The sequence below is a fragment of the Pandoraea pulmonicola genome, from assembly GCF_000815105.2.
GTDB classification, from domain to species: Bacteria; Pseudomonadota; Gammaproteobacteria; order Burkholderiales; family Burkholderiaceae; genus Pandoraea; species Pandoraea pulmonicola.
In genome coordinates this window covers 2,192,302-2,216,676 of record NZ_CP010310.2, presented here as the reverse complement: position 1 = coordinate 2,216,676, position 24,375 = coordinate 2,192,302, and the positions used below count along the sequence as shown (strand labels likewise).

The following is a 24,375-nucleotide window of genomic DNA, read 5'->3' as shown; positions in this document are numbered from 1 at the left end:
GTGCGCTGCCTCGATAACGGCAGCGGCGTCGATGGCCGTCGCTCGCGCTCCCGCGGCATCGCGCCATCTCGCGGTAGCGAACAATAGCGAATGGCGGTCCGCGAACGGCGGCTACCGGGAGTGTACCGGCATCGCGGGGGCAAACGGGAGGTGCTAGCCTGTCACGACGTCCCGAATTCCGCCACGCTCCCGCGGCACTCGCCCGCCCGGAGGCACGCTCCCCGCCCCGTCTCCCGACCGCGCAGCGGAACAACCGCTGGCAGCCGACGCGAGATCGGCGACAATAGCCGCAACGCCGCAGGGGCATCGGTTTGCATCGCAGGCCGTCTCGCCAGGAAATTCATTTCCCGACCGACCGGTCGGACGATAGAATGGCGCACCATGGCGGCACCACCGCCGCGTCATGCCGACCGGCAGCGGGATTTCAGGCGCTCGCGTCTGTCATCGCGCCGGAGCGACTGGAGCGACCTCCCCCGAGCATGCGTGGCTGACGCGACCATCACAGACATCACAACTTCGAGACACTCCGAATGACAGCATCTTCCCCGACCGCATCCTCCGCCAAGGCAATCGATGTGCTGGGCATCGTCGGCGCCGGCGCCATGGGCCGTGGCATCGCTCAGATCGCCGCCCAGGCCGGCTTGCGCGTGAAGCTCTACGACACCAACGCCAAGGCCGTCCAGAGCGCCCTCGACACGCTGCGCGAGACGCTCGACAAGCTCGCCGCGAAGGGCAAGATCGAGGCGTCGAGCGTCGCGGCGACGATGGACCGCCTGCAGGCCTGCGCCGCACTGGAAGACCTCGCGGATTGTCAGTTGGTGGTCGAAGCCATCATCGAGAAGCTCGACGTCAAGCGCGACCTGTTCCGCTCGCTCGAAGGCATTGTGGCGCCCGACGCGATCCTCGCATCCAACACGTCGTCGCTGTCGATCACGGCGATTGCCGCCGCATGCGAGCGTCCGGAGCGCGTGGCGGGCTACCACTTCTTCAACCCGGTGCCGCTCATGAAGGTGGTCGAGGTCATCGACGGCCTGCGCACCGCGCCCGAAGTCGGCGACGCCCTGCTCGCTCTCGGGCGGCGCATGGGTCACACCGCCGTGCGCTGCAAGGACATGCCGGGCTTCATCGTCAACCACGCGGGGCGCGGCATGAACACCGAAGGCCTGCGCGTGGCGAGCGAAGGCGTGGCGAGCTTTGCCGACATCGACCGCATCCTGCGCGAGCAGGCCGGCTTCCGCCTGGGCACGTTCGAACTGCTCGATCTGACCGCGCTCGACGTCTCGCATCCGGTGATGGAGTCGATCTATCACCAGTTCTACGAGGAAGCACGCTTCCGCCCGTCGCCGATCACGGCCGTGCGTTTCGCAGGGGGTCTGCTCGGCCGCAAGGTCGGCGAAGGCTTCTACCGCTATGTCGATGGCAAGCAGTTGGTGCCGCCCGAGGCGCCGGCACCGGACACGTTGCCCGCCAGCGTCTGGGTGAGCCGCGCGGACACACGCGGCTTCGCGGCGGTGGTCGAACTGCTGGGAGCGACGGGCGTGAACATCGAAAACGGCGAGAAGCCGTCCGATGACGCGTTGATCGTCGTCACGCCGCTGGGCCTCGACGCCACCACCTGCGCCGTCGAGCAAGGCCTCGACGCCACGCGTACGGTCGCCGTCGACACGCTGCTGCCGCTCGCGGGCGCGAAGCGTCATACACTGATGACCACGCCGGTCACCACGCCCGAAGCGCGCAACGCCGCGCACGCCCTGTTCGCGCAGGGCGGCACGCCGGTCACGGTCATCCGCGACTCCGCCGGCTTCGTGGCGCAGCGCGTGATCGCCACCATCGTGAACATCGGCGCCGACATCGCGCAGCAGCGCATCGCCACGCCGGGCGACATCGACCGCGCGGTGACGCTGGGACTGGGCTACGCCAAGGGCCCGCTGGCGCTTGGCGACGCCGTGGGCGCCCGCCAACTGCTCACCGTCCTGCGCAATCTGCAATCGTTCTATGGCGACCAGCGCTACCGTCCGTCGCCGTGGCTCACGCGCCGCGCGCAGCTCGGCGTGTCGCTGCTCACCGAAGAACAGTGATCCGGAGACTCGCCTCATGAGCGCCGAACTGCTTGCCGAACGCATCGACCAGACCCTGGTGCTGACGCTGTCCAACCCCGGAGCGCGCAACGCACTGCATCCGGACATGTATGCCGCCGGAGTGGAAGCGCTCGCCACGGCCGAACGCGATCCGTCGGTGCATGCCGTGGTGCTCACCGGCGCCGACAACTTCTTCTGCGCGGGCGGCAACCTCAACCGCCTGCTCGAGAACCGCAAGCAGGATCCGTCGGTGCAGGCCGCCAGCATCGACGCACTGGCCGAGTGGATCGAGGCGCTGCGCGCCTGCCCGAAGCCGGTGATCGCGGCGGTCGAAGGCGCCGCGGCGGGTGCGGGCTTCTCGCTCGCCCTCGCCTGCGATCTGCTGGTTGCCGCCGAGAACGCGAAGTTCGTGATGGCCTACGTCAAAGTCGGCCTCACGCCCGACGGCGGCGGTTCGTGGTTCCTCTCGCAAGCGCTGCCGCGCGCCCTCGCCACCGAGATCCTGCTCGAAGGCAAGCCAGTGGCGGCGCCGCGTCTGGCCGCTGCCGGCGTCGTGAACCGCGTGGTCGCTCCCGGGCAGGCGCGCGCCGAAGCGCTGAACTGGGCCACCGATCTCGCGCAGCTCTCGCCGAATGCCGTCGGCCGGATCAAGTCGCTCATCGAGAGCGGCGCGAGCGAAACCCTCAACGCGCAACTGAGCGCCGAGCGCGACAACTTCGTGGCGTCGCTGCATCACGCCGATGGTCTGGAAGGCATCAGCGCCTTCCTGGAGAAACGCCCAGCAAAATACGACTGACGAATCCGGTCGGGCAACCGCGCACATGAACTTCCGGCGCTTGCGGCACGTCGATGTCCGGCCGCGCGCCACGCACAAACTCAGGAGAATTTCCGCATGAGCTCACTCGGCCATCCCGGCCCCGACACGAGCCCCTTGGCCTTCACCCCGCCGCAACGTCGACGCATCTATCTGATGCGCCACGGCGACGTCACATACTTCGACGACAGCGGCAAACCGATCGATGCCGACGCCGTCCCGCTCAACGAACAGGGACGCGCACAGGCGAGCGCCGCCGGGCGCGCCTTCGCGGCGGAGAACATCCGCTTCGACCGGGTCATCGTGAGCGGCTTGCCGCGCACGCGCGAGACGGCCGAACGCGTTCTCGCGGAGACCGGGCAACAGGTCGAGATCGAAACGTGGACGTGCTGGCAGGAAATTCGTGCAGGCAACATCGCCGATCTGTCACCGGGCGATCTCGCGCAGGCGTTCCTCGCGGCGTTCGATGGCGTCGTGCCCGAAGACACGCGCTTCCTGAACGGCGAGTCCGTGCGCGAACTGCTCGAGCGCGTGGTACCGCCGCTCGCCGAGCTGCGCGCCGACCGCTCGTGGGACACGGTGCTGCTGGTGTTGCACGGCGGCGTGAACCGCGCGATTCTCTCGCATGCGATGCATCCACTCGGACGCCTGTTCATCGGCCAGCTCGCCCAGACACCGGCCTGTATCAATGCGCTGGACGTGGGCGACAAGCCGGAAGACTGGATCGTTCGTCTGTTGAACTTCGCGCCACCGCAGCCATTGCATCGCGACAACCGGCTCACGGTAATGGAAAAGATCTTCGCGTCGTTTACGCGTTCGCTGCAGCGCCGTTGAGCGAAGGCAGGCGGCGGCAGGTGTGGCGCAGCCGCCGCGCCGCCGGACGGCGCACCGCAAGACCCGAAGTCCCCACAGCAGTCGAGACACTTCCGATCAACGCAGCACCGGAAATGCAGGAGACAGCATGGCCGAGGCGCTTCCCCAGGATTTTTCCGCGTTCGCGGGCGAACGGCCCCTCGAGGGACGAGCCCCGTTCGACGCCGCCGCGCTCGAGCGCTGGCTCACCTCGCACGTCGACGGCTTCGCCGGGCCGCTCGCGATCTCGCAATTCAACGGCGGCCAATCCAATCCGACGTACCGCCTGACGACCCCGGGCGCCGCGTACGTGCTTCGTACGAAGCCGGCGCCGTCGAGCAAACTGCTCCCCTCCGCCCACGCCATCGAGCGCGAGTACCGCGTGATGGACGCGCTCGCGCGCACGGACGTTCCCGTCGCCCGCATGCGTGGCCTGTGCGAAGACGAAAGCCTGATCGGGCTGGCGTTCTACGTGATGGATTACGTGCCGGGGCGCGTGCTGTGGGACCCGTCGCTGCCCGGCATGTCGCCGGCCGAACGTGGCGCCATCTACGACGAGATGAACCGCGTCATCGCCGCCCTTCACCGCGTCGACTACCGCGCCATCGGACTCGAAACCTACGGCAAGCCCGGCGACTACATCGCGCGCCAGATCGCGCGATGGAGCAAGCAATATCGCGCTTCGGAGACGGAGACGATCGAGGCCATGGACCGCCTGATCGAATGGCTGCCCGCGCATCTGCCGTCGGACGCCCCCGAACGCACGACCATCGTGCACGGCGACTTCCGGCTCGACAACCTGATCTTCCATCCGAGCGAGCCGCGCGTGCTCGCCGTGCTCGACTGGGAACTCTCGACGCTGGGCGATCCGCTCGCGGACTTCAGCTATCACTGCATGGCGTGGCACGTCAGTCCCGGCGTGTTTCGTGGCATTGCCGGCCTCGACTGGGCCGCGCTGGGTATTCCGGGCGAGCGCGAGTACGTGGCCCGCTACTGCGCACGCACGGGCAGCCAGCCGCCCGCCCAGTGGAACTTCTATCTCGCGTACAACATGTTCCGCATCGCCGCGATCCTGCAAGGCATCATGAAACGCGTGAGCGACGGCACGGCCGCGAGCCAGCAAGCGCTCGACGCCGGCAAGCGCGCGCGGCCGATGGCCGAGCTGGCGTGGGAGTACGCGCAACGCGACGCGGCGTCGCGCTAACGGTCACCGAACGGAGACGTCATGGATTTCAGCTACAGCCCGAAAGTCGAAGCCCTGCGCGCCCGCCTGAACGCGTTCTTCGACGAACACATCTTTCCGAACGAGCATCGGTATCTGGAGGAGATCGACATCGCGCGCCGGCAGGGTGACGCCTGGCAACCGTCGCAGGTCATCGAACGGCTCAAGCCGCTCGCCCGGCAGGCCGGCCTCTGGAACCTCTTCCTGCCTGACTCCGGCCGCGGCGCGGGCCTCACGAACGTCGAATACGCGCCGCTGTGCGAGATCATGGGACAGGTGCCGTGGGCACCCGAGGTGTTCAACTGCAACGCGCCGGACACCGGCAACATGGAGACGCTCGAGCGCTACGCCACCGAGGCCCAGAAGGCGCAGTGGCTGGCGCCGCTGCTGCGCGGCGAAATCCGTTCGGCGTTTTTGATGACGGAGCCGGACGTTGCGTCGTCGGACGCGACCAACGTGCAATGCCAGATCCGGCGCGACGGCGACGACTATGTCGTCAACGGCAGAAAATGGTGGTCGACGGGCGCGGGCGATCCGCGCTGCGCCTTGTACATCGTGATGGGCAAGACCGATCCCGAGGCGCCGAAACACGTCCAGCAATCGATGATCCTGGTCCCGGCGGACGCCAAGGGCGTCTCGCGCGTGCGTCCGCTCACGGTCTTCGGCTACGACGATGCGCCGCACGGTCATATGGAAATCGTGCTCGACGACGTGCGCGTCCCCGCCTCGAACCTGCTGCTCGGCGAGGGGCGCGGCTTCGAGATCGCACAGGGACGGCTCGGGCCGGGACGCATCCACCACTGCATGCGTCTCGTCGGGCTGGCCGAACGAGCACTGGCGCTGATGTGCCGGCGCACGCTCTCGCGCGTGGCCTTCGGCAAACCGATCGCGGCGCAAGGCGTCACCCGCGAGCGCATCGCCGAAGCGCGCTGCCTGATCGAACAGGCGCGCCTGCTCACGCTCAAGGCGGCCTACATGATGGATACGGTCGGCAACAAGGCGGCGCGCGCGGAGATCGCCATGACCAAGGTCGTGGCGCCGAACATGGCCTGCCAGGTGCTCGATTGGGCAATGCAGGCACATGGCGCAGCGGGGCTGTCCGGCGACTTCCCGCTCGCCTACGCCTATGCCAGCGCCCGCACACTGCGCTTTGCCGACGGTCCCGACGAGGTCCATCGCAACGCCATCGCCAAGCTCGAACTGGCGCGTCACATGGACGACGAAGACGGTAGCCACTGACCCCGCGTCAGGCAAGCGTCGGCGTTCTGTGGTGTAATTTCCGGGCAGTGTTTCCCGGGGGTGCGGCGCTCGCGCCCCCGCCCCGTTCCGACATCCGTGCCGTCACCGTGCCGCCCGCTCGACGCGATGGTTGCGGCACCCGATTGGCGACCGGCGTCCGTCGACGCCACCATACGAGGAGCCGCAATTGATTCAGGTCTATTCCTGGGCCACGCCCAACGGCCACAAAGTCCACATCATGCTCGAAGAGTGCGGGTTGCCCTACCACGCACATGCCATCGACATCGGCGCGGGCGACCAGTTCAAGGACGAATTTCTCGCCATCTCGCCGAACAACAAGATCCCGGCCATCGTCGACGAGGACGGCCCGGACGGCGAGCCGATCTCGCTGTTCGAGTCGGGCGCGATCCTGCTCTATCTCGCCGGCAAGACCGGGCGCTTCCTGCCCGAGGACGTGCGCGGCAAGTACGAAACGCTCGAATGGCTGATGTTCCAGATGGGCGGCGTGGGCCCGATGCTCGGCCAGGCGCATCACTTCCGCATCTACGCGCCCGAGAAGATCGATTACGCGATCAAGCGCTACACCAACGAGGCGCGACGCCTGTATGGCGTGCTCGACAAGCGTCTGGGCAACCATCCGTATGTGGCGGGCGACATGTACACCATCGCGGATATTGCGATCTGGCCGTGGCTGCGCTCCTGGAAGAATCAGGGCGTGGAACTGTCCGACTTCCCCAACGTGAAGAGGTGGTTCGAGGCCATCGAGGCTCGTCCCGCCGTCCAGCGCGGCACCAAGGTGCTCGCCGACGCGCGCAAGCCGCTGCAGGACGACAAGGCCCGCGAGATCCTGTTCGGCGCCACGCAGTACGCGCGACGCTGATGTGTCGGCCGGGCCGGACTTCCGGCTGGTCCGGCCCGCAAGTGGTTTACACTTCGAAACAAACTGCGGTTCCGTCGGAACGCCGGCGGTGCTAATCTAAGCGCAATCCGCCCGGTACGTCGTCTCGTGACTTGTCCGGGCAAACCGCTTCGATGCGGCGCACGCCGCCATCACCTTGCAGTTCGCAGTTCCTCGCCGCTGGCTTTTGGAAGATCCGGGAGATCCACATATGTCAGGCAAGTTCGAACTCAAGCGCAGCCCCAACGGTGAATTCCACTTTCAGTTGCTGGCCGACAGCGGGCACGTCATTCTCTCCTCCGAGTCCTACAAGGCCCGTGCCTCGGCGCAGAACGGCATCGAATCCGTACGAAAGAACTCGGGCGAAGACCACCGCTTCGAGCGCAAGACATCCACGTCGGGCCGCCCCTATTTCGTGCTCAAGGCACGCAATGGGGAGATCATCGGTCAAAGCCAGATGTTCTCGACGGCCGAACAGATGGAGGACGGTATTGCGCAGGTCAAGCGCGACGCGCCGGCGGCGTCCGTGAGCGACCTTTCGCACTGATCCGACACCGACCGACTCGCACCGATCCGCGCGACGGCACGCCGGTCGGCGGGATCGGCAGACTTGCAGAACTTGATTGAAAGCCCCGTCGGGGACCGGATCGGCCCCCAGGGCCCATGGGCGTTTGGGTCGGGCACTCAGGTCGGACGCTTCAGATACAGTCCCGTGCCACGAAAGCGGCACACTTCCTCGCCATGCTGATTGGTGGCGGTCCAGAGCTGGCGGACGATACCGCGGTCGGGACGGCTCTTCGACGCCCGCACTTCCAGCGTGCTGCTCGTGACCGTGATCGTGTCGCCGGGACGCACCGGCTTGAGCCATTCGATCTGCTCCACCCCCGGCGACCCCATGCTCGCGGCGCGCGAGAGGAGCTTGTCGACGTTCAGCCGCATCATGATGCTGCACGTATGCCAGCCGCTCGCGACCAAACCGCCGAAATGGGAGTCTCGCCCGGCGCCCTCGTCCACGTGAAACGGCTGCGGGTCGAACTGCCGGGCGAAGCGCACGATCTCGTCGGCATTGAACGTGTACTCGCCGAGATCGAACGTGTCCCCGACAGCGAAGTCCTCGAAGTAGTACTCCAGCGTTGCCATCTCCATCTCCCGCATGTTGAATGCGCCACCCCGGCGCCGTGTCCGGGCCTGCGTTCGTCAATCATTATGCATGAGCACAACCATGAGCACGAACGCGCTCGAGAGGCAACAAGCCCTATTGCAGGGTCTCTTTCGCGGCGTCCGGCAGCGGCAGCATCATCACGTCGATGCCTTCCTCGGCCAGCGCTTCGGCCTCCTCGCGCGAGGTCGTGCCGCGGATATTGCGCTCCGGCGCCTCGTTGTAGTGGATCTTGCGCGCTTCCTCGGCAAATTTCTCGCCGACGTCCTCCGTGTTGGCCATCACGTGACGCACCGCCTTCATCCAGAGCGATTGCAGCTCGCGATGCGCTTCGGCGACTTCCGGCGGCACGGGCGGACGCGCAGCAGCACCGGCGCCGCCCGCCTCGCCTCTCGCGCGAGCATCGCCGCCGAGCGCCGTGCCGCCCGACAGATTCAGGCGCGGCGCCGACGGCATGCGCACGATCTCCGTCTCGCCGCACACAGGGCAGCTCACCAGGCCTCGAGCCTGTTGCGACAGGTAATCGTCCTCCGAGCCGAACCAGCCCTCGAAGGTGTGCTCTTTCGCACAGCGCAAATCAAATACCTTCATGACGCGATGAATGTGTCCCGGCCCCGCCGCAGCGAGACGCGCGATGGAAAACAGATCAGAGATCGGGATCAGCGCAGCGGCGAACGCTCGTTCGGCTGCCAGACTCCCGATAATATCTTCTCCAGCCAAAACGCGCCGATAATCGTTTTCACGTCCGTGACACGGCCGTCGCGCACCCACTGCAGCAATTCGGTCGCGGGCATCTTGAATACGTCGAGAAACTCGCCTTCGTCGAGCCGCTGCTCGCCGTGCGTCAGTTCGCGTGCGAGCCAGATGTCGATGAACTCGGTCGAGTAGGAAATCACCGGGTGGATGCGCGTGAGGTAGTCCCAACGCTCGGCGCGATAGCCGGTCTCTTCGAGCAATTCGCGCTGACCGCATGCGAGACCGCCTTCGGCCTCGTCGAGCTTGCCCGCCGGCAGCTCCGTCATCACGCGCTTGAGCGGGTAGCGATACTGGCGCTCCATGAGCACCTGCCCGTCCTCGAACAACGGGATCACCATGACGGCCCCCGGGTGGGTGGTGTACTCGCGCGTGGCCGTCTTGCCGTCGGGCAGGCGCACGCTGTCGCGCTTGATGGTCAGGAATGCACCGTCATAGACGGTTTCGCTCGCCAAAGGCGTCTCGATCAAATGCTGATCGTCGAGTTGACGTTCGGTCATAAGCCCTCCGGGGCTGAAGATTGGCGAAGCCAAAAACAAAACGCCGCCCGATGGGGCGGCGTCTCGTGAAGCGGGCATCTCAGGCGGTAGCCGCCGGTCGATGACGCCACAAATACCGGTAGACGAAGCCCGGAAATGCGAACACCACGAACAGGCTCGCGGTGATGGCGTAAAACTCCCAGCCTTGCGGGAACACGTTGCCGATGCCCGACTCGACCAGGTAACCGAGCGCCCCGACGACGAAATACGCCGCCAGCATCTCGATCAGGCGCAGCCACAACGGCTTGACCGCCCGCTTGAGCAGCACCACGCCAAAGAGACGCTGGTTCACGAACGGCAGGTTCGCACCCAGCACGGCCAGCAAAATCACCAGCATACCGCCCGCGGACATGCTCATCGTTGCGCTCTCCTGCCGTTCGTCGGCGGTTCGTCGACCGCCTGTTGCGTTCCGGGGCCGGGCGGGCCATAGGGTTCATGGCCTGCCCGTGCTCACTCGTTTGTTGCGTCGCTCAGCTGGCCAGCGTCAGCTTGATGGTGCGCAGGCACCAGTCCATCAGCGAGCCGGGCATCAGGCCCAGGTACAGCAGCACCAGGCCGTTGAGCGACAACACGAAGCGCATCGTGCCGCTGCCTTCCAGCCCATGGGTGTCTTCCGGCTTGTCGAAGTACATCAGCTTGACGACACGCAGGTAGTAGAACGCGCCGATCAGCGAAGCGACCACCGCCACCACGGCCAGCCACACCATGCCGGCGTTCACCACCGCCTGCAGCACGGCCAGCTTGGCGTAGAAGCCTGCCAGCGGCGGAATGCCGGCCAGCGAGAACATCAGCATCAGCATGACGAAGGCGAACCACGGGCTGCGCTGGTTCAGGCCCTTCAGATCCGACAGGTTCTCGGCCTCGAAGCCCTTGCGCGAGAGCAGCAGCACGATACCGAAGGTGCCGAGCGTCGTGAGCAGGTAGATCACGCTGTAGAACAGCGACGAACCGTAGGCGTCGGCGATGCCGTCGATCTTGCCGCCCACCACGCCCGAGAGCATGCCCAACAGCACGAAGCCCATGTGCGAGATCGTCGAATAGGCCAGCAGGCGCTTGACGTTGGTCTGCACGATGGCCGTCAGGTTACCGACCACCAGCGAGAGCACCGCCAGGATGATCAGCATCTGCTGCCAGTCGATCGCCAGCGGCAGCATGCCTTCGACGAGCAAACGCAGCAGCAGCGCGAAGGCGCCCAGCTTCGGCGCGCCGCCAATGAGCAGCGTGACCGGGGTCGGCGCACCCTGGTAGACGTCGGGCACCCACATGTGGAACGGTGCGGCGCCGAGCTTGAACGCCAGACCAGCGACGACGAACACCACGCCGAACACCAGCACGATCTTGTTCACGGCGCCCGAGGCGATCACCTCGAAGACCTTGGCCAGTTCGAGCGAGCCGGTCGCGCCGTACATCATCGACATGCCGTACAGCAGGAAGCCCGAAGCCAGTGCACCCAGCACGTAGTACTTCATGGCCGACTCGGTCGCGTTCGTCGAATCGCGCCACACGGCGGCGAGCGCATACAGCGACAGCGACATCAGTTCCAGACCCAGGTACAGCGTCAGGAAGTTGTTGCCGGAGATCATCACCGACAGGCCGAGCAGCGAGAACAGCGTGAGGATGTAGAAGTCGCCACGGGCGAGGCCGCGCGCTTCCAGGTACTTCTGACCGTAGACGAACGTGACGAACGTCGCCAGACCGCCGAAAGCCTTGAGCAGGTTCGACATCGGATCGGCCACGAACACGTTGCCGAACAGGTAGTGCGAAGTCGGATCGCCGGCGTTGCAGGCCCACAGCACCGACACGACGGCGCTGGTGATGAGTGCCAGCACGTAGTTCAGCTTGCGCGTCTGGCCGAGGAACGCGTCGCACATCATGATCACGAGGATCATGAGCAGCAGGATGGCCTCCGGCAACGCAGGCAGCAGATTAATGTTTTGCATGATCTAGATTTCCTCCCCGATTATGGCAGCTTGGTCTGCGCCACGTGGGCGAGGAGGTTAACCACGGAGGTGTGCATCAGGTCCGTGAAAGGCTTCGGATAGATACCCATGAACAGCGTGAGGGCCGCCAGCACCGCCAGCATGAAGAACTCGCGCCTGTTGATGTCGATCAACTCGCGCACATGGTCGTTGGCGATGGCGCCGAAGATCACGCGCTTGTACATCCACAGCGAGTAGGCCGCGCCGGTGATCAGCGACGTTGCCGCCAGCAGACCCACCCAGAAGTTCAGCTTCACGGCACCCAGGATCACCAGGAATTCACCCACGAAGCCCGACGTTGCCGGCAGACCGCTGTTGGCCATGGCGAACAGCATCAGGAACGCGGCGAACTTCGGCATGGTGTTCACTACACCGCCGTAGTCGGCGATGTTGCGCGAGTGCATGCGGTCATACAGCACGCCGATACACAGGAACATGGCGCCCGAGACGAAACCGTGCGAGATCATCTGCACCATCGCGCCCTGCATGCCGATTTCGCTGAACATGAAGAAGCCGAGGATGGCGAAACCCATGTGAGCGATCGACGAGTACGCCACCAGCTTCTTCATGTCCGTCTGCACCAGGGCCACGAGGCCGATGTAGACGATGGCGATCAGCGCGAGCGCGACCATGAAGCCCGACAGGTAATGACTGGCGTCCGGCGCGATCGGCAGCGAGAAGCGCAGGAAACCGTAGGCGCCCAGCTTCAGCATGATCGCGGCCAGCACCACGGAGCCGCCCGTCGGGGCTTCCACGTGGGCGTCCGGCAGCCAGGTGTGCACCGGCCACATCGGCACCTTCACGGCAAACGCCATGAAGAACGCCACGAACAGCAGGATCTGCACGTCCATCGGCAGTTTCGCCGCGTACCAGTCGGTCAGCGTGAACGAACCCGTCTCGTTGTACAGATAGATCAGCGCGACGAGCATGAGCAGCGAGCCGAGCAGCGTGTACAGGAAGAACTTGAACGCCGCGTACACACGGTTCGGGCCGCCCCACACGCCGATGATCAGGTACATCGGGATCAGCGTGGCTTCGAAGAACACGTAGAACAGCAGGCCGTCCTGCGCCGAGAACACGCCGATCATCAGACCCGAGAGAATCAGGAAGGCCGCCATGTACTGCGCGACACGCTCCGTGATCACTTCCCAGCCGGCGATCACCACGATCACCGTGATGAGCGCCGTGAGCACCACCAGCCACAGCGAGATGCCGTCGATGCCCAGGAAGTAGTTGATGTGGAAGCGCTCGATCCAGCTCGATTTCTCGACGAACTGGAACGCCGCCGTATTGGCGTTGAAGTTCGAGATCAGCGGCAGCGTGACCAGAAAGCTCGCGAGCGAACCGATGAGCGACAGCACGCGTGCGCCGCCCGGGTTGCGGTCGTTCCCCACCGCGAGGACGACGATCCCCGACAGGATGGGCAGCCAGATGGCCAGACTCAGAAGCGGTAGCGATTGCATTATTATTGGCTCCCCCTGTTACTTGCCGTTCAACGTCACAAACAGCGTCAGGAGCCCGAGCATGCCGAGGATCATGGCGAACGCGTAGTGATAGATGTAACCGGATTGCACGAAGCGGATGACACCGGCGAACCAGCCCACCAGACGGGCGCTGCCATTCACGACAGCACCGTCGATCAGGCCCTGGTCACCGGCCTTCCACAGGCCGCGACCGATCTTGAGCGCGCCCTTGGCGAAGACCACTTCGTTGATCTTGTCCATGTAGTACTTGTTGTCGAGCAGCTTGTAGATGCCCGAGAACTGCTTGGCCAGCGCGGCCGGAATGTCCGGACGCTTCAGGTAGAAGAACGCCGCCAGCACGATCCCCAGGGCCGACAGTGCGATCGGCAGCGTGCCGAACGAATGCAGCGCCATCGCGACCCAGCCGTGGAACTCGTGACCGAGCTCTTCCATCGCCGGGTGGTTTTCACCGATGAAGATCACGTCCTTGAACGCCACGCCCTGCTTGAAGAACTCGCCGAAGAGCATCGGGGCGATCGCAATGGCGCCGATGATCACCGACGGAATCGCCAGCAGAATCAGCGGAATCGTCACGACGGCCGGCGACTCGTGCGGCTTCTGACCCGGGGCCAGACCATGGTGGTGATCGTGCGTCTCCTCGTCTTCCTCGTGGTGCGTCTCATGGTCGTGGTGCGCATGCGCCTGACCGAAGCGCTCCTTGCCGTGGAAGACCAGGAAGTACATGCGGAACGAGTAGAACGCGGTGACGAACACGCTGGCGACCACGGCGAAGTACGCGAAGCCCGAACCCGGCAGATGCGAGGCGGCCACGGCTTCGATGATCGAATCCTTCGAGTAGAAGCCCGAGAAGAACGGCGTGCCGATCAGCGCGAGCGAACCGAGCAGCGACGTGATCCAGGTGATCGGCATGTACTTCCACAGGCCGCCCATGTTGCGCATGTCCTGATCGTGATGCATGCCGATGATCACCGAACCTGCGCCGAGGAACAGCAGCGCCTTGAAGAACGCGTGCGTCATCAGGTGGAAGATGGCGACCGGATAGGCCGACACGCCGAGCGCCACCGTCATGTAGCCGAGCTGCGAAAGCGTCGAGTAGGCCACGACACGCTTGATGTCGTTCTGGATCATGCCCAGGAAGCCCATGAACAGCGCCGTGATCGCACCGATGATCGTGATGAACGACAGTGCGGTGTCCGACAGCTCGAACAGCGGCGACATGCGGCTCACCATGAAGATGCCGGCGGTCACCATCGTGGCCGCGTGGATCAGTGCCGAGATCGGGGTCGGGCCTTCCATCGAGTCCGGCAGCCACACGTGCAGCGGGAACTGCGCCGACTTACCCATCGCGCCGATGAACAGGCAGATGCAGGCCACGGTGATCAGACGCCAGTCGGTGCCCGGGAACGACAGGGCCGCGACGTCGTTCGCCTTGGCGAACACTTCGCCGTAGTTCAGCGTGCCGGTGAAGGCCAGGATCAGGCCGATGCCGAGCAGGAAGCCGAAGTCGCCCACGCGGTTGACCAGGAACGCCTTCATGTTGGCGTAGATCGCGGTCGGACGCGTGTACCAGAAACCGATCAGCAGGTACGAAACCAGGCCCACCGCTTCCCAGCCGAAGAACAGTTGCAGGAAGTTGTTGCTCATCACGAGCATCAACATCGAGAACGTGAACAGCGAGATGTACGAGAAGAAGCGCTGGTAGCCGGGATCTTCCGCCATGTAGCCGATGGTGTAGATGTGCACCATCAGCGAGACGGACGTCACCACGCACATCATCGTGACGGTGAGCGTGTCGACGAGGAAGCCGATCTCGAGCTTGAGCTCGCCGATGCGGGCCCATTCATAGACCGTGGCGTTGAAGCTCGCCCCGTTCATCACGTCCATGAAGGTCATGACCGACAGTACAAATGCGACCAGCACGCCAAGGATCGTGACCGTGTGGGCGCCCGCGCGTCCGACTTGCTTGCCGAACAGGCCGGCGATCACGGAGCCGACGAGCGGCGCGAGCGGAATCGCGAGCAGCAGGTTTGGATTCAGTGTGGATGCCATAACAGCGTTCGCTTTTGTTAACCCTTGAGGCGGTCGAGATCTTCGACGTTGACCGTTTCGAGCTTACGGAACAGGGTGACCAGAATGGCCAGACCGATCGCGGCTTCCGCGGCGGCCACCGTAAGAATGAAGAACACGAATACCTGGCCGGCAATGTCACCCAGGTAATGCGAGAACGCGACGAAGTTCAGATTGACCGCGAGCAACATCAGCTCGATGGCCATGAGCAGCACAATCACATTTCTGCGGTTGAGGAAGATACCGGTAATGCTGATCGCGAACAGGATCGCGCCCAACACCAGATAATGCGCTAGCGACAACGAGATCATGCTGTCTCCTTATTCCGCCGCCGGCGCATCGGTGCCGGTGGACTGCTGCCGGGCTTCGGCGGGCATCGACACCAGACGCACGCGGTCGCGCTTCTTCACGCGCACCTGCTTGTTCGGGTCGGTCTGTTTGTGATCCTTACGGGTACGCATCGTGAGCGCAATGGCGGCCACGACGGCGACCAGCAGGATCAGACCTGCCACTTCGAAGGCAAAGATATAGTCGGTGTACAGCGCGATACCGAGCGCCTTGGTGTTCGGCACGTCCGGGGCCGACACGGCCTTGACCGGCGAGCGCGTGGCACCGTAGCCGCGCATGAGCACCAGCGCCGCCTCGACGATCATGATCGCGCCGACGGCACTCGCCAGCGGAATGAACTTGCCGAAACCGCGCCGCAGTTCGTCGAGGTTGATGTCGATCATCATCACCACGAACAGGAACAGCACCATCACCGCGCCGACGTAGACGAGCACCAGCATGATGGCGAGGAACTCGGCCTCGAGCAGCATCCAGATCGCCGCGGCGTTGAAGAAGGCCAGCACCAGGAACAGTGCCGACTGTACGGGGTTGCGCGAGGTCACGACCTTCAGGCCGGAGACCACGAGGATCAGCGCAAACACGTAGAAAAGAAAGGTTGTGAATTCCATAATCACCGGGTGTCGCGAGAATTAGCCAACGTCAATTGCCGTACCGGGTGCAGTCGTCGATGGGCTGCGCCCTGCCCTGCTTAACGGTACGGCGCATCGGCCGCCTTGGCCGCCGCGATTTCGTTTTCGTAACGATCGCCCACCGCGAGCAACATCTCCTTGGTGAAGTACAGATCGCCACGCTTCTCGCCGTGATACTCGAGAATGTGCGTCTCGACGATCGAGTCCACCGGGCAGCTTTCTTCACAGAAGCCGCAGAAAATGCACTTGGTCAGATCGATGTCGTAACGCGTGGTGCGGCGCGTATTGTCCTCACGCACGTCCGATTCGATCGTGATGGCCATTGCCGGGCACACGGCTTCGCACAGCTTGCACGCGATGCAGCGCTCCTCACCGTTCGGATAGCGACGCAGTGCGTGCAGTCCGCGAAAACGCGGCGACAGCGGCGTCTTCTCTTCCGGGAACTGCACCGTCACCTTGCGCGCGAACGTGTAGCGCCCCGTGAGCGCCATGCCCTTGAGCAGTTCCAACAACAGGAAACTGCCGAAAAAGTCTTTGATTGCCCTTACCATGGGATTCCTCTACTCCGTTCGCCTCAGCCCCAGATGTTCCAGGGGGACATGATCCAGACACCCACCACGATCACCCAGACGATCGTCAGCGGCAGGAACACCTTCCAGCCCAGACGCATGATCTGGTCGTAGCGGTAGCGCGGGAACGTCGCACGCACCCAGATGAACACCGACAGCAGCAGGAACACCTTGAACGCGAGCCAGAACACGCCCGGGATGAACGACAGGAAGCCGAACGGCGCACTCCAGCCACCCAGGAACAGCACCGAGGCCAGCGCCGAGATGATGATCATGTTGATGTACTCGGCCAGGAAGAAGAGCGCGAAGCCCATCCCCGAATACTCGATCATGTGACCGGCCACGATTTCCGATTCGCCTTCCACCACGTCGAACGGGTGGCGGTTCGTTTCCGCAATGCCCGACACGAAGTAGACGACGAACATCGGCAGCAGCGGCAGCCAGTTCCACGACAGCAGGTTCAGGCCCATGCCGGCGAACATGCCGGCCTCCTGCGAGCGCACGATATCCGACAGGTTCAGCGAGCCGGCCGTCATCAGCACGGTCACGAGCGCGAAGCCCATGGCGATTTCATACGAAATCATCTGGGCCGACGCGCGCATGGCGCCGAGGAAAGCGTACTTCGAGTTCGACGCCCAACCGGCCAGAATCACGCCGTACACGCCGATCGACGAAATCGCGATGGCATACAGCAGACCGGCGTTCACGTCGGCGAGCACCGCGCCCGGCTGGAACGGGATCACCGCCCAGATGGCGAAGGCCGGCAGCACGGCCATCACCGGAGCGATGGCGTAAATGCCCTTGCTGACCTGCGTCGGCGTAATGACTTCCTTGAGCAGAAGCTTGAGCACGTCGGCGATCGGCTGGAGCAGACCCGCCGGACCCACGCGGTTCGGACCGAGACGCACGTGCATCCAGCCGATGAGCTTGCGCTCCCACAGAATCAGATACGCCACGCACAGCAGCAGAATCACGGCCACGACAAGAATGCGCACGAGCGCCCACACCGTCGGCCAGGCCACGCCCAGCAGTTGCGTGCCGTATTGATTGATGACTTCGTTCAGGCTCATTTACGCCTTCTCCACCGAAATTTCACCGAACATCGCGCCAAGCGCGGCGGATGCCGGCGTGGCCGCCGGTACGCGCACCACATTGGCTGGCAGCGTTTCCGAGCGCACGGCCGGCAGCGTGACCACGGCATCGCCCTGGCGCACGCGCACGGCGTCGCCGGCGGCCAGGCCCAGGCTGTCGAACAGCGCGGCCGGCAGCGTGGCGCGCAGCGCGGCCTTGGCATCGTTGGTCAGTTGCAGCGACGGCGCACGGCGCACCAGCGAGTCGGCGGCATAGATCGGCACATCGGCCAGACGCTCCAGCCCCTGCCCTGCGGCCTTCGGGGCCGTCAGCGCGGCCTTGGCGCGGTTGTCGAGCGATGCGGCCGAGAAACCGGCGAGCGCTTCGTCGCGCACCTGCTCGGCCGTGTCCTGTTCGAAGCCCTGCAGCTTGAGCAGGTTGCCCAGCACGCGCAGCACCTTCCAGCCCGGACGCGTTTCGCCCAGCGCACGCACCACACCGTTGAAGTGTTGCGGCAGGCCTTCGGCGTTGACGAACGTACCGGCCGTTTCGGTAAACGGCGCGATCGGCAGCAGCACGTCGGCGTACTCGAGGCCGTGCTTGAACGGCGAGAGCGAGACGACCATCTTCGCGGCGTTCAGCGCCGTGAGGGCTTGCTTCGCATCGGCCGAATCGTATTCCGGCTCGGTGTTGAGCAGCAGGTAGGCCTGACGCGGTTGCGCGAACAGTGCGGCGGCGCCCTTCGCGTTGGTGGCCTTCACGGCATGGCCGCCGACGGTGTTGGCGCCTTCGGTGAGGAAACCCAGCTTGGCGCCGGTGATGTCGGCGATCACTTGCGCGATGGCGTGCAGTTGCGCGAACTGCGGGTGCTGCACCACGGCGTTGCCCAGCAGGATGGCGCGACGCTCGCCGCTCGCGAGCGAGGCCGCGATGGCCTTGGCCGCATCGCTGGCATTCACGCCAGCGAGTTCCGCCGGAGCGGCAACGCCCTTCACTGCGGCCGCAGCCACGGCGATGCCGGCCAGCTCGCTCACCCAGGCGCTCGGCGCCGCGATGATCTTGTTGGCGAGCTTCACCAGCAGATCGTCGTCCGCGCCGTGCAGCACGTTGAGCTGAGCGCCGGCCTTCACGGCCGAGCGCAGACGCGAGGCGAACAGCGGATGATCCTTGCGCAGGAACGAGCCGACGACCAGCGCGCCTTGCAGCGTATCGAGTTCGGCGATCGGCATGCCGAGCCACGGCGCGCCTTGCGTGCCGCCCGACACGTCCGTCTGACGCAGACGGAAGTCGACGTTGTCGCTGCCGAGCGCGCGCACGAACTTCTGCAGCAGGTGCAGTTCTTCGACGGTGGCGTGCGGCGACGCCAGTGCGGCGACGGCGTCGGCGCCGTGATCGCGGATGATGTCCGTCAGGCCATGACCGATGTACTCGAGGGCCGTCTGCCAGTCGACTTCATGCCATTCGCCGCCCTGCTTGAGCATCGGCTTGGTGAGGCGCTCGTCGCTGTTCAGACCTTCGTACGAGAAACGGTCCTTGTCCGAGATCCAGCATTCGTTGACCGCTTCGTTCTCGAGCGGCACGACGCGCATGACCTTGTTGTTCTTCACTTGCACCACGAGGTTCGCGCCCACGCCGTCGTGAGGGCTCACCGACTTGCGGCGCGACAGCTCCCACGTACGGGCGCTGTAACGGAACGGCTTCGACGTGAGTGCACCGACCGGGCACAGGTCGATCATGTTGCCCGAGAGTTCGGAGTCGACCGTCTTGCCGACGAACGACGTGATTTCCGAGTGCTCGCCACGCCCCAGCATGCCGAATTCCATGACGCCGGCCACTTCCTGACCGAAGCGCACGCAGCGGGTGCAGTGAATGCAGCGCGACATCTCTTCCATCGAGATGAGCGGGCCCACGTTCTTGTGGAACACCACGCGCTTCTCTTCCTGATAGCGCGATGCCGACTTGCCGTAACCGACGGCCAGATCCTGCAGTTGGCACTCCCCCCCCTGATCGCAGATCGGGCAGTCGAGCGGGTGGTTGATCAGCAGGAACTCCATCACCGATTGCTGCGCCTTCACAGCCTTCTCGGAGTTCGTGCGCACGACCATGCCGTTGGCCACGGGCGTGGCGCATGCCGGCACGGCCTTCGGGGCCTTCTCGACCTCGACCAGGCACATGCGGCAGTTCGCCGCGATGGACAGCTTCTTGTGGTAACAGAAGTGGGGAATGTAGGTGCCGTTCTTCTTGGCAGCCTGGATCACCATGCTGCCTTCGGGCACCTCGACCTTTTGGCCGTCAATTTCGATTTCAACCATAGCGGTTCAATGCCAAGCGTCAAAAGGGATTAGTGAGCGCCGACCAAGCAATGCTTGTGCTCGACGTGGTAGGCGAACTCGTCCCAGAAGTGTTTGAGCATGCCGCGCACCGGCATCGCTGCGGCGTCGCCCAGCGCGCAAATGGTACGGCCCATGATGTTCTCGGCCACCGAGTTGAGCAGGTCCAGATCTTCCTGGCGGCCCTGGCCGTGCTCGATACGGTTGACCACGCGCCACAGCCAGCCCGTGCCTTCGCGGCACGGCGTGCACTGACCGCACGATTCCTCGTAGTAGAAGTACGACAGGCGCAGCAGCGAGCGCACCATGCAGCGCGTCTCGTCCATCACGATCACGGCGCCCGAACCCAGCATCGAGCCGGCCTTGGCGATGCTGTCGTAGTCCATGGTGGTTTCCATCATCAGCCCGGCCGGCACGACCGGCGCCGACGAGCCGCCCGGAATCACGGCCTTGAGCTTCTTGCCGCCACGCATGCCGCCGGCGAGCTCGAGCAGTTCCGGGAACGGCGTGCCCAGCGGCACTTCGTAGTTGCCCGGCAACTCGACGTCGCCCGACACCGAGAAGATCTTGGTGCCGCCGTTGTTCGGCTTGCCCATCTCGAGGTACTGCTGCGGACCGGCCGCGAGCAGGAACGGGACGGCAGCGAACGTCTCGGTGTTGTTGATGGTCGTCGGCTTGCCGTACAGACCGAAGCTCGCCGGGAACGGCGGCTTGAAGCGCGGCTGCCCCTTCTTGCCTTCGAGCGACTCGAGCAGCGCCGTTTCCTCGCCGCAGATGTACGCGCCATAGCCATGGTGGGCGTGCAGCTGGAACGAGAAGTCCGTGCCGAGAATGTTGTCGCCCAGATAGCCGGCGGCGCGCGCCTCTTCCAGGGCCTCTTCGAAGCGTTCGTACACTTCGTAGATTTCGCCGTGGATGTAGTTGTAGCCGACGGTGATGCCCATGGCGTAACCGCCGATGGCCATGCCTTCGATCAGCGCGTGCGGATTGTAGCGAAGGATGTCGCGATCCTTGAATGTGCCGGGCTCGCCCTCGTCCGAGTTGCACACGAGGTACTTCTGCCCCGGGAACGCGCGCGGCATGAAGCTCCACTTCAGACCGGTCGGGAAGCCCGCACCTCCGCGGCCACGCAGGCCCGACGCCTTGACGTCGGCAATGACCTGCTCCGGCGTGATGCCTTCCTTCAGGATACGGGCGAGTTGCTGATAGCCACCACGTTTGACGTAATCTTCGAGGTGCCAGTTATCGCCATCGAGGTCGGCGAGGATCAGCGGCTTGATGTGACGGTTATGCAGCGACGTCATGCTTTCTCTCCGGCAGCGCCCTTGGCCTTGAGCTCTTCGAGCAGGGCGTCGACCTTCTCTTCGTTCATGAAGCCGCACATGCGGTGGTTGTTCACCAGCATGACCGGTGCGTCGCCACAGGCGCCCATGCATTCGCCTTCCTTCACGGTGAAGAGACCGTCAGGCGTGATGTCGCCATACTCGACACCCAGCTTCTCCTTCAGGTACTTCGCCATTTCTTCGCCACGCGTGAGCTGGCAAGGCAGGTTCGTGCACACGGTCAACTTGAACTTGCCCACGGGGCTCGTGTTGAACATGGTGTAGAAGGTTGCCACCTCTTGCACCGCGACCGCGGGCATCTCGAGGTAGTCCGCCACGAATTGCATGACTTCGGGCGACAACCAGCCTTTCTCGACCTGCGCAACGGCAAGCGCGTGCATCACCGCCGACTGTTTTTGGTCGGCAGGGTATTTGGCAACGGCACGGTCGATTTTCTTCAGGGCTTCGGGAGAAAGCATTTCCGATCCGACTGTTTTCTAAAACGTTATCCCCGCTCGTGCCAGCGCGGGCGAGCCGAGATTCTCGGCCGCCCGCGACTCACAGGCACGGCAACTGGAACGGCAATGGCATCGACCTGCGAAACCTTGCCGAATTAAAACCTGCGGGCGCCCGAGGCGCCCGCTGCGCGTTTAGCGATCGATTTCGCCGAACACGATGTCCTGGGTACCGATGATCGCCACAGCGTCTGCAATCATGTGTCCCCTGGCCATCTCATCGAGCGCCGCCAAGTGGGCAAAGCCCGGCGCACGAATCTTCAAGCGGTACGGCTTGTTGGCACCGTCCGACACCAGATAGATGCCGAACTCGCCCTTCGGATGCTCGACAGCCGCGTACGTCTCGCCGGCGGGCACATGGAAGCCTTCGGTGAAGAGCTTGAAGTGGTGAATCAGCTCTTCCATGTTCGACTTCATTTCAACACGCGACGGCGGCGCCACCTTGTGGTTGTCCGTGATCACCGGACCCGGGTTGGCGCGCAGCCACTTCACGCACTGGCGGATCAGGCTGGCCGACTGGCGCATTTCTTCCACGCGCACCAGGTAACGGTCGTAGCAGTCGCCTTCCTTACCCACCGGGATCTCGAAGTCGAGGCGGTCGTACACTTCGTACGGCTGCTTCTTGCGCAGATCCCATGCAATGCCCGAACCGCGCAGCATCGCGCCGGAGAAGCCGAGCTGCATCGCACGCTCGGGCGACACCACGCCGATGCCCACCAGACGCTGCTTCCAGATGCGGTTGTCGGTGAGCAGCGTTTCGTACTCGTCGACACACTTCGGAAAGCGATTGGCGAAATCCTCGATGAAGTCGAGCAGCGAGCCTTCGCGTGCCTCGTTCATCTTCTTGATCGCACGTTCGTTGTGGATCTTCGACGCACGATATTTCGGCATCGTGTCCGGCAGGTCGCGATACACGCCGCCCGGACGGTAGTACGCCGCATGCATACGCGCGCCCGACACGGCTTCGTATACGTCGAAGAGATCTTCGCGCTCGCGGAAGGCGTACAGGAACACGGCCATCGCGCCCACGTCCAGCGCGTGCGAGCCGATCCACATCAGGTGATTGAGCACCCGCGTGATTTCGTCGAACATCACACGGATGTATTGTGCGCGAATTGGCACGTCAACGCCGAGCAGCTTCTCGATCGCCATGACGTATGCGTGCTCGTTGCACATCATCGACACATAATCGAGACGATCCATGTACGGCACGGACTGCAGATACGTCTTCGATTCGGCGAGTTTCTCGGTCGCACGGTGCAACAGGCCAATGTGCGGGTCGGCGCGCTGGATCACTTCGCCGTCCAGCTCGAGCACCAGGCGCAGCACGCCGTGCGCTGCCGGGTGCTGCGGACCGAAGTTCAGGGTGTAGTTCTTGATGTCTGCCACAAGGCCACCTTAATGTTTCAGACCGGCGTAATGTTCTTCACGAATGACGCGCGGCGTGATTTCGCGCGGCTCGATCGTCACCGGCTGATAGATCACCCGCTTCTGCTCCGGGTCGTAACGCATCTCGACATAGCCGGAGGTCGGGAAGTCCTTGCGGAACGGGTGACCGATGAAACCGTAGTCCGTCAGAATGCGGCGCAGATCCGGATGGCCTTCGAACACGATACCGACGAGGTCGAACGCCTCGCGCTCGAACCAGTTGGCCGAACTCCACACGTCGATCAGCGACGCCACGACCGGCAGATCGTCATTCGGTGCGAACACGCGCACGCGAAGACGCCAGTTGTGGGAGAGCGAGAGCAGGTGCGAGACGGCGGCGTAACGCGGGCCGTCGTAGATGCCGTCGCCGTAGGCCGAATAGTCCAGGCCGGCAACGTCCATCAGTTGTTCGAACTTCAACTCGGGATGGTCGCGCAGCGTGCGCGCCACTTCGAGATAGTCGCTCGCCTTGACGGTCAGCGTGAGCTCGCCAAGGGCTTCCACCAACTGCTCGGCGCGGGTGCCGAGCACGTTCTGCAGGGTGGTCTTGAGTTGTTCTAGTTTGGACATGGGCGGTAGCGGTTATTTGCGCGCGATCGTCGCAGTCCGCTTGATCTTCGACTGCAACTGGATGATGCCGTAGACGAGCGCCTCGGCCGTCGGCGGGCAGCCCGGCACGTAGACGTCGACCGGCACGATGCGATCGCAACCGCGCACCACCGAGTAGGAGTAGTGATAGTAGCCGCCGCCGTTCGCGCACGACCCCATCGAGATCACCCAGCGCGGCTCGGCCATCTGGTCGTAGACCTTGCGCAGCGCGGGCGCCATCTTGTTGCACAGCGTGCCTGCCACGATCATCACGTCCGACTGGCGCGGGCTCGGGCGGAACACCACGCCAAACCGGTCCAGATCGTAACGCGCCGCGCCCGCGTGCATCATTTCGACGGCACAGCAGGCCAGGCCGAACGTCATCGGCCACAGCGAACCCGTGCGCGTCCAGTTGATGAGTTTGTCAGCCGTGGTGGTGACGAACCCTTCGCGCAAAACCCCTTCGATGCTCATATGCTTACCCTGAATCC

At 64.3% G+C, this 24,375-nt stretch carries 24 protein-coding genes; 7 read left to right on the top strand and 17 right to left on the bottom strand.

From position 1 onward, the window contains the following. The first annotated feature begins 530 nt into the window (after window positions 1-530). The 7 genes from RO07_RS09730 (at window position 531) to RO07_RS09700 (ending at window position 7,650) form a co-directional block, all read left to right on the top strand. A complete protein-coding gene (locus tag RO07_RS09730) occupies window positions 531-2,078 on the top strand; it encodes a 3-hydroxyacyl-CoA dehydrogenase (protein ID WP_052267171.1) in 1,548 nt (515 codons plus the stop codon). 16 nt (window positions 2,079-2,094) lie between these two features. Next, window positions 2,095-2,874, top strand: a complete 780-nt coding sequence (locus RO07_RS09725; protein ID WP_039410245.1) for an oxepin-CoA hydrolase, alternative type — start codon at window positions 2,095-2,097, stop codon at window positions 2,872-2,874. 135 nt (window positions 2,875-3,009) lie between these two features. Next, window positions 3,010-3,726, top strand: coding sequence for a histidine phosphatase family protein (locus tag RO07_RS09720; protein WP_039414933.1), 717 nt, complete (start codon window positions 3,010-3,012; stop codon window positions 3,724-3,726). Window positions 3,727-3,853: 127 nt separating this feature from the next. Further along, entirely contained in the window at window positions 3,854-4,948 is a 1,095-nt protein-coding gene (locus RO07_RS09715; RefSeq protein WP_039410242.1) for a phosphotransferase, read from the top strand. A 21-nt stretch (window positions 4,949-4,969) separates the two neighbouring features. Continuing rightward, a complete protein-coding gene (locus RO07_RS09710; RefSeq protein WP_039410240.1) occupies window positions 4,970-6,205 on the top strand; it encodes an acyl-CoA dehydrogenase family protein in 1,236 nt (411 codons plus the stop codon). Window positions 6,206-6,392: 187 nt separating this feature from the next. Next, window positions 6,393-7,085: a glutathione binding-like protein gene (locus RO07_RS09705; protein WP_039410237.1), complete on the top strand. Its 693-nt coding sequence runs from the start codon at window positions 6,393-6,395 to the stop codon at window positions 7,083-7,085. Between the two features lie 229 nt (window positions 7,086-7,314). Beyond that, window positions 7,315-7,650, top strand: coding sequence for a YegP family protein (locus tag RO07_RS09700; RefSeq protein WP_039410235.1), 336 nt, complete (start codon window positions 7,315-7,317; stop codon window positions 7,648-7,650). A 137-nt stretch (window positions 7,651-7,787) separates the two neighbouring features. On the opposite strand, the gene RO07_RS09695 is transcribed toward RO07_RS09700, so the two are convergent. From RO07_RS09695 to RO07_RS09615, 17 genes are all read right to left on the bottom strand, one after another. Continuing rightward, window positions 7,788-8,249 carry a MaoC family dehydratase gene (locus tag RO07_RS09695; RefSeq protein ID WP_039410233.1) on the bottom strand — a complete coding sequence of 154 codons (462 nt, stop codon included), beginning with the start codon at window positions 8,247-8,249 and terminating at the stop codon, window positions 7,788-7,790. A gap of 109 nt (window positions 8,250-8,358) precedes the next feature. Continuing rightward, window positions 8,359-8,853, bottom strand: coding sequence for a DUF1178 family protein (locus tag RO07_RS09690; protein WP_039410229.1), 495 nt, complete (start codon window positions 8,851-8,853; stop codon window positions 8,359-8,361). 68 nt (window positions 8,854-8,921) lie between these two features. Beyond that, a complete protein-coding gene (locus tag RO07_RS09685; protein ID WP_039410226.1) occupies window positions 8,922-9,515 on the bottom strand; it encodes an NUDIX domain-containing protein in 594 nt (197 codons plus the stop codon). Between the two features lie 79 nt (window positions 9,516-9,594). Beyond that, window positions 9,595-9,906: a DUF2818 family protein gene (locus RO07_RS09680; RefSeq protein ID WP_039414929.1), complete on the bottom strand. Its 312-nt coding sequence runs from the start codon at window positions 9,904-9,906 to the stop codon at window positions 9,595-9,597. Window positions 9,907-10,024: 118 nt separating this feature from the next. Beyond that, window positions 10,025-11,494, bottom strand: a complete 1,470-nt coding sequence (gene nuoN, locus RO07_RS09675) for an NADH-quinone oxidoreductase subunit NuoN (protein ID WP_039410223.1) — start codon at window positions 11,492-11,494, stop codon at window positions 10,025-10,027. 20 nt (window positions 11,495-11,514) lie between these two features. After that, a complete protein-coding gene (locus RO07_RS09670; RefSeq protein WP_039410220.1) occupies window positions 11,515-12,996 on the bottom strand; it encodes an NADH-quinone oxidoreductase subunit M in 1,482 nt (493 codons plus the stop codon). An 18-nt stretch (window positions 12,997-13,014) separates the two neighbouring features. Then, window positions 13,015-15,066 (bottom strand): NADH-quinone oxidoreductase subunit L, encoded by a 2,052-nt coding sequence (nuoL, locus tag RO07_RS09665; RefSeq protein WP_039410216.1) that lies wholly within the window; start codon window positions 15,064-15,066, stop codon window positions 13,015-13,017. A 17-nt stretch (window positions 15,067-15,083) separates the two neighbouring features. Further along, a complete protein-coding gene (gene nuoK, locus RO07_RS09660) occupies window positions 15,084-15,395 on the bottom strand; it encodes an NADH-quinone oxidoreductase subunit NuoK (RefSeq protein ID WP_017233022.1) in 312 nt (103 codons plus the stop codon). Between the two features lie 9 nt (window positions 15,396-15,404). After that, the gene (locus RO07_RS09655; protein WP_039410211.1) at window positions 15,405-16,040 is read right to left on the bottom strand and encodes an NADH-quinone oxidoreductase subunit J; all 636 of its coding nucleotides are present in this window, start codon (window positions 16,038-16,040) and stop codon (window positions 15,405-15,407) included. An 80-nt stretch (window positions 16,041-16,120) separates the two neighbouring features. Beyond that, window positions 16,121-16,612: an NADH-quinone oxidoreductase subunit NuoI gene (gene nuoI / locus RO07_RS09650; protein WP_039399235.1), complete on the bottom strand. Its 492-nt coding sequence runs from the start codon at window positions 16,610-16,612 to the stop codon at window positions 16,121-16,123. A 23-nt stretch (window positions 16,613-16,635) separates the two neighbouring features. Next, window positions 16,636-17,700: an NADH-quinone oxidoreductase subunit NuoH gene (gene nuoH, locus RO07_RS09645; RefSeq protein ID WP_039410208.1), complete on the bottom strand. Its 1,065-nt coding sequence runs from the start codon at window positions 17,698-17,700 to the stop codon at window positions 16,636-16,638. Continuing rightward, the gene (nuoG, locus tag RO07_RS09640; protein WP_039410205.1) at window positions 17,701-20,013 is read right to left on the bottom strand and encodes an NADH-quinone oxidoreductase subunit NuoG; all 2,313 of its coding nucleotides are present in this window, start codon (window positions 20,011-20,013) and stop codon (window positions 17,701-17,703) included. Window positions 20,014-20,042: 29 nt separating this feature from the next. Then, the gene (gene nuoF / locus RO07_RS09635) at window positions 20,043-21,335 is read right to left on the bottom strand and encodes an NADH-quinone oxidoreductase subunit NuoF (protein WP_039410202.1); all 1,293 of its coding nucleotides are present in this window, start codon (window positions 21,333-21,335) and stop codon (window positions 20,043-20,045) included. After that, window positions 21,332-21,832 (bottom strand): NADH-quinone oxidoreductase subunit NuoE, encoded by a 501-nt coding sequence (gene nuoE, locus RO07_RS09630; protein ID WP_039410200.1) that lies wholly within the window; start codon window positions 21,830-21,832, stop codon window positions 21,332-21,334. The genes nuoF and nuoE overlap by 4 nt, the downstream gene beginning before the upstream one ends. A 171-nt stretch (window positions 21,833-22,003) precedes the next feature. Beyond that, entirely contained in the window at window positions 22,004-23,257 is a 1,254-nt protein-coding gene (locus RO07_RS09625; RefSeq protein WP_039410199.1) for an NADH-quinone oxidoreductase subunit D, read from the bottom strand. A gap of 9 nt (window positions 23,258-23,266) precedes the next feature. Beyond that, window positions 23,267-23,866: an NADH-quinone oxidoreductase subunit C gene (locus RO07_RS09620; RefSeq protein ID WP_039410196.1), complete on the bottom strand. Its 600-nt coding sequence runs from the start codon at window positions 23,864-23,866 to the stop codon at window positions 23,267-23,269. A gap of 12 nt (window positions 23,867-23,878) precedes the next feature. Then, on the bottom strand, window positions 23,879-24,358 hold the full coding sequence (locus RO07_RS09615; protein WP_010807413.1) for a NuoB/complex I 20 kDa subunit family protein: 480 nt from the start codon (window positions 24,356-24,358) through the stop codon (window positions 23,879-23,881). Window positions 24,359-24,375: the final 17 nt, after the last annotated feature.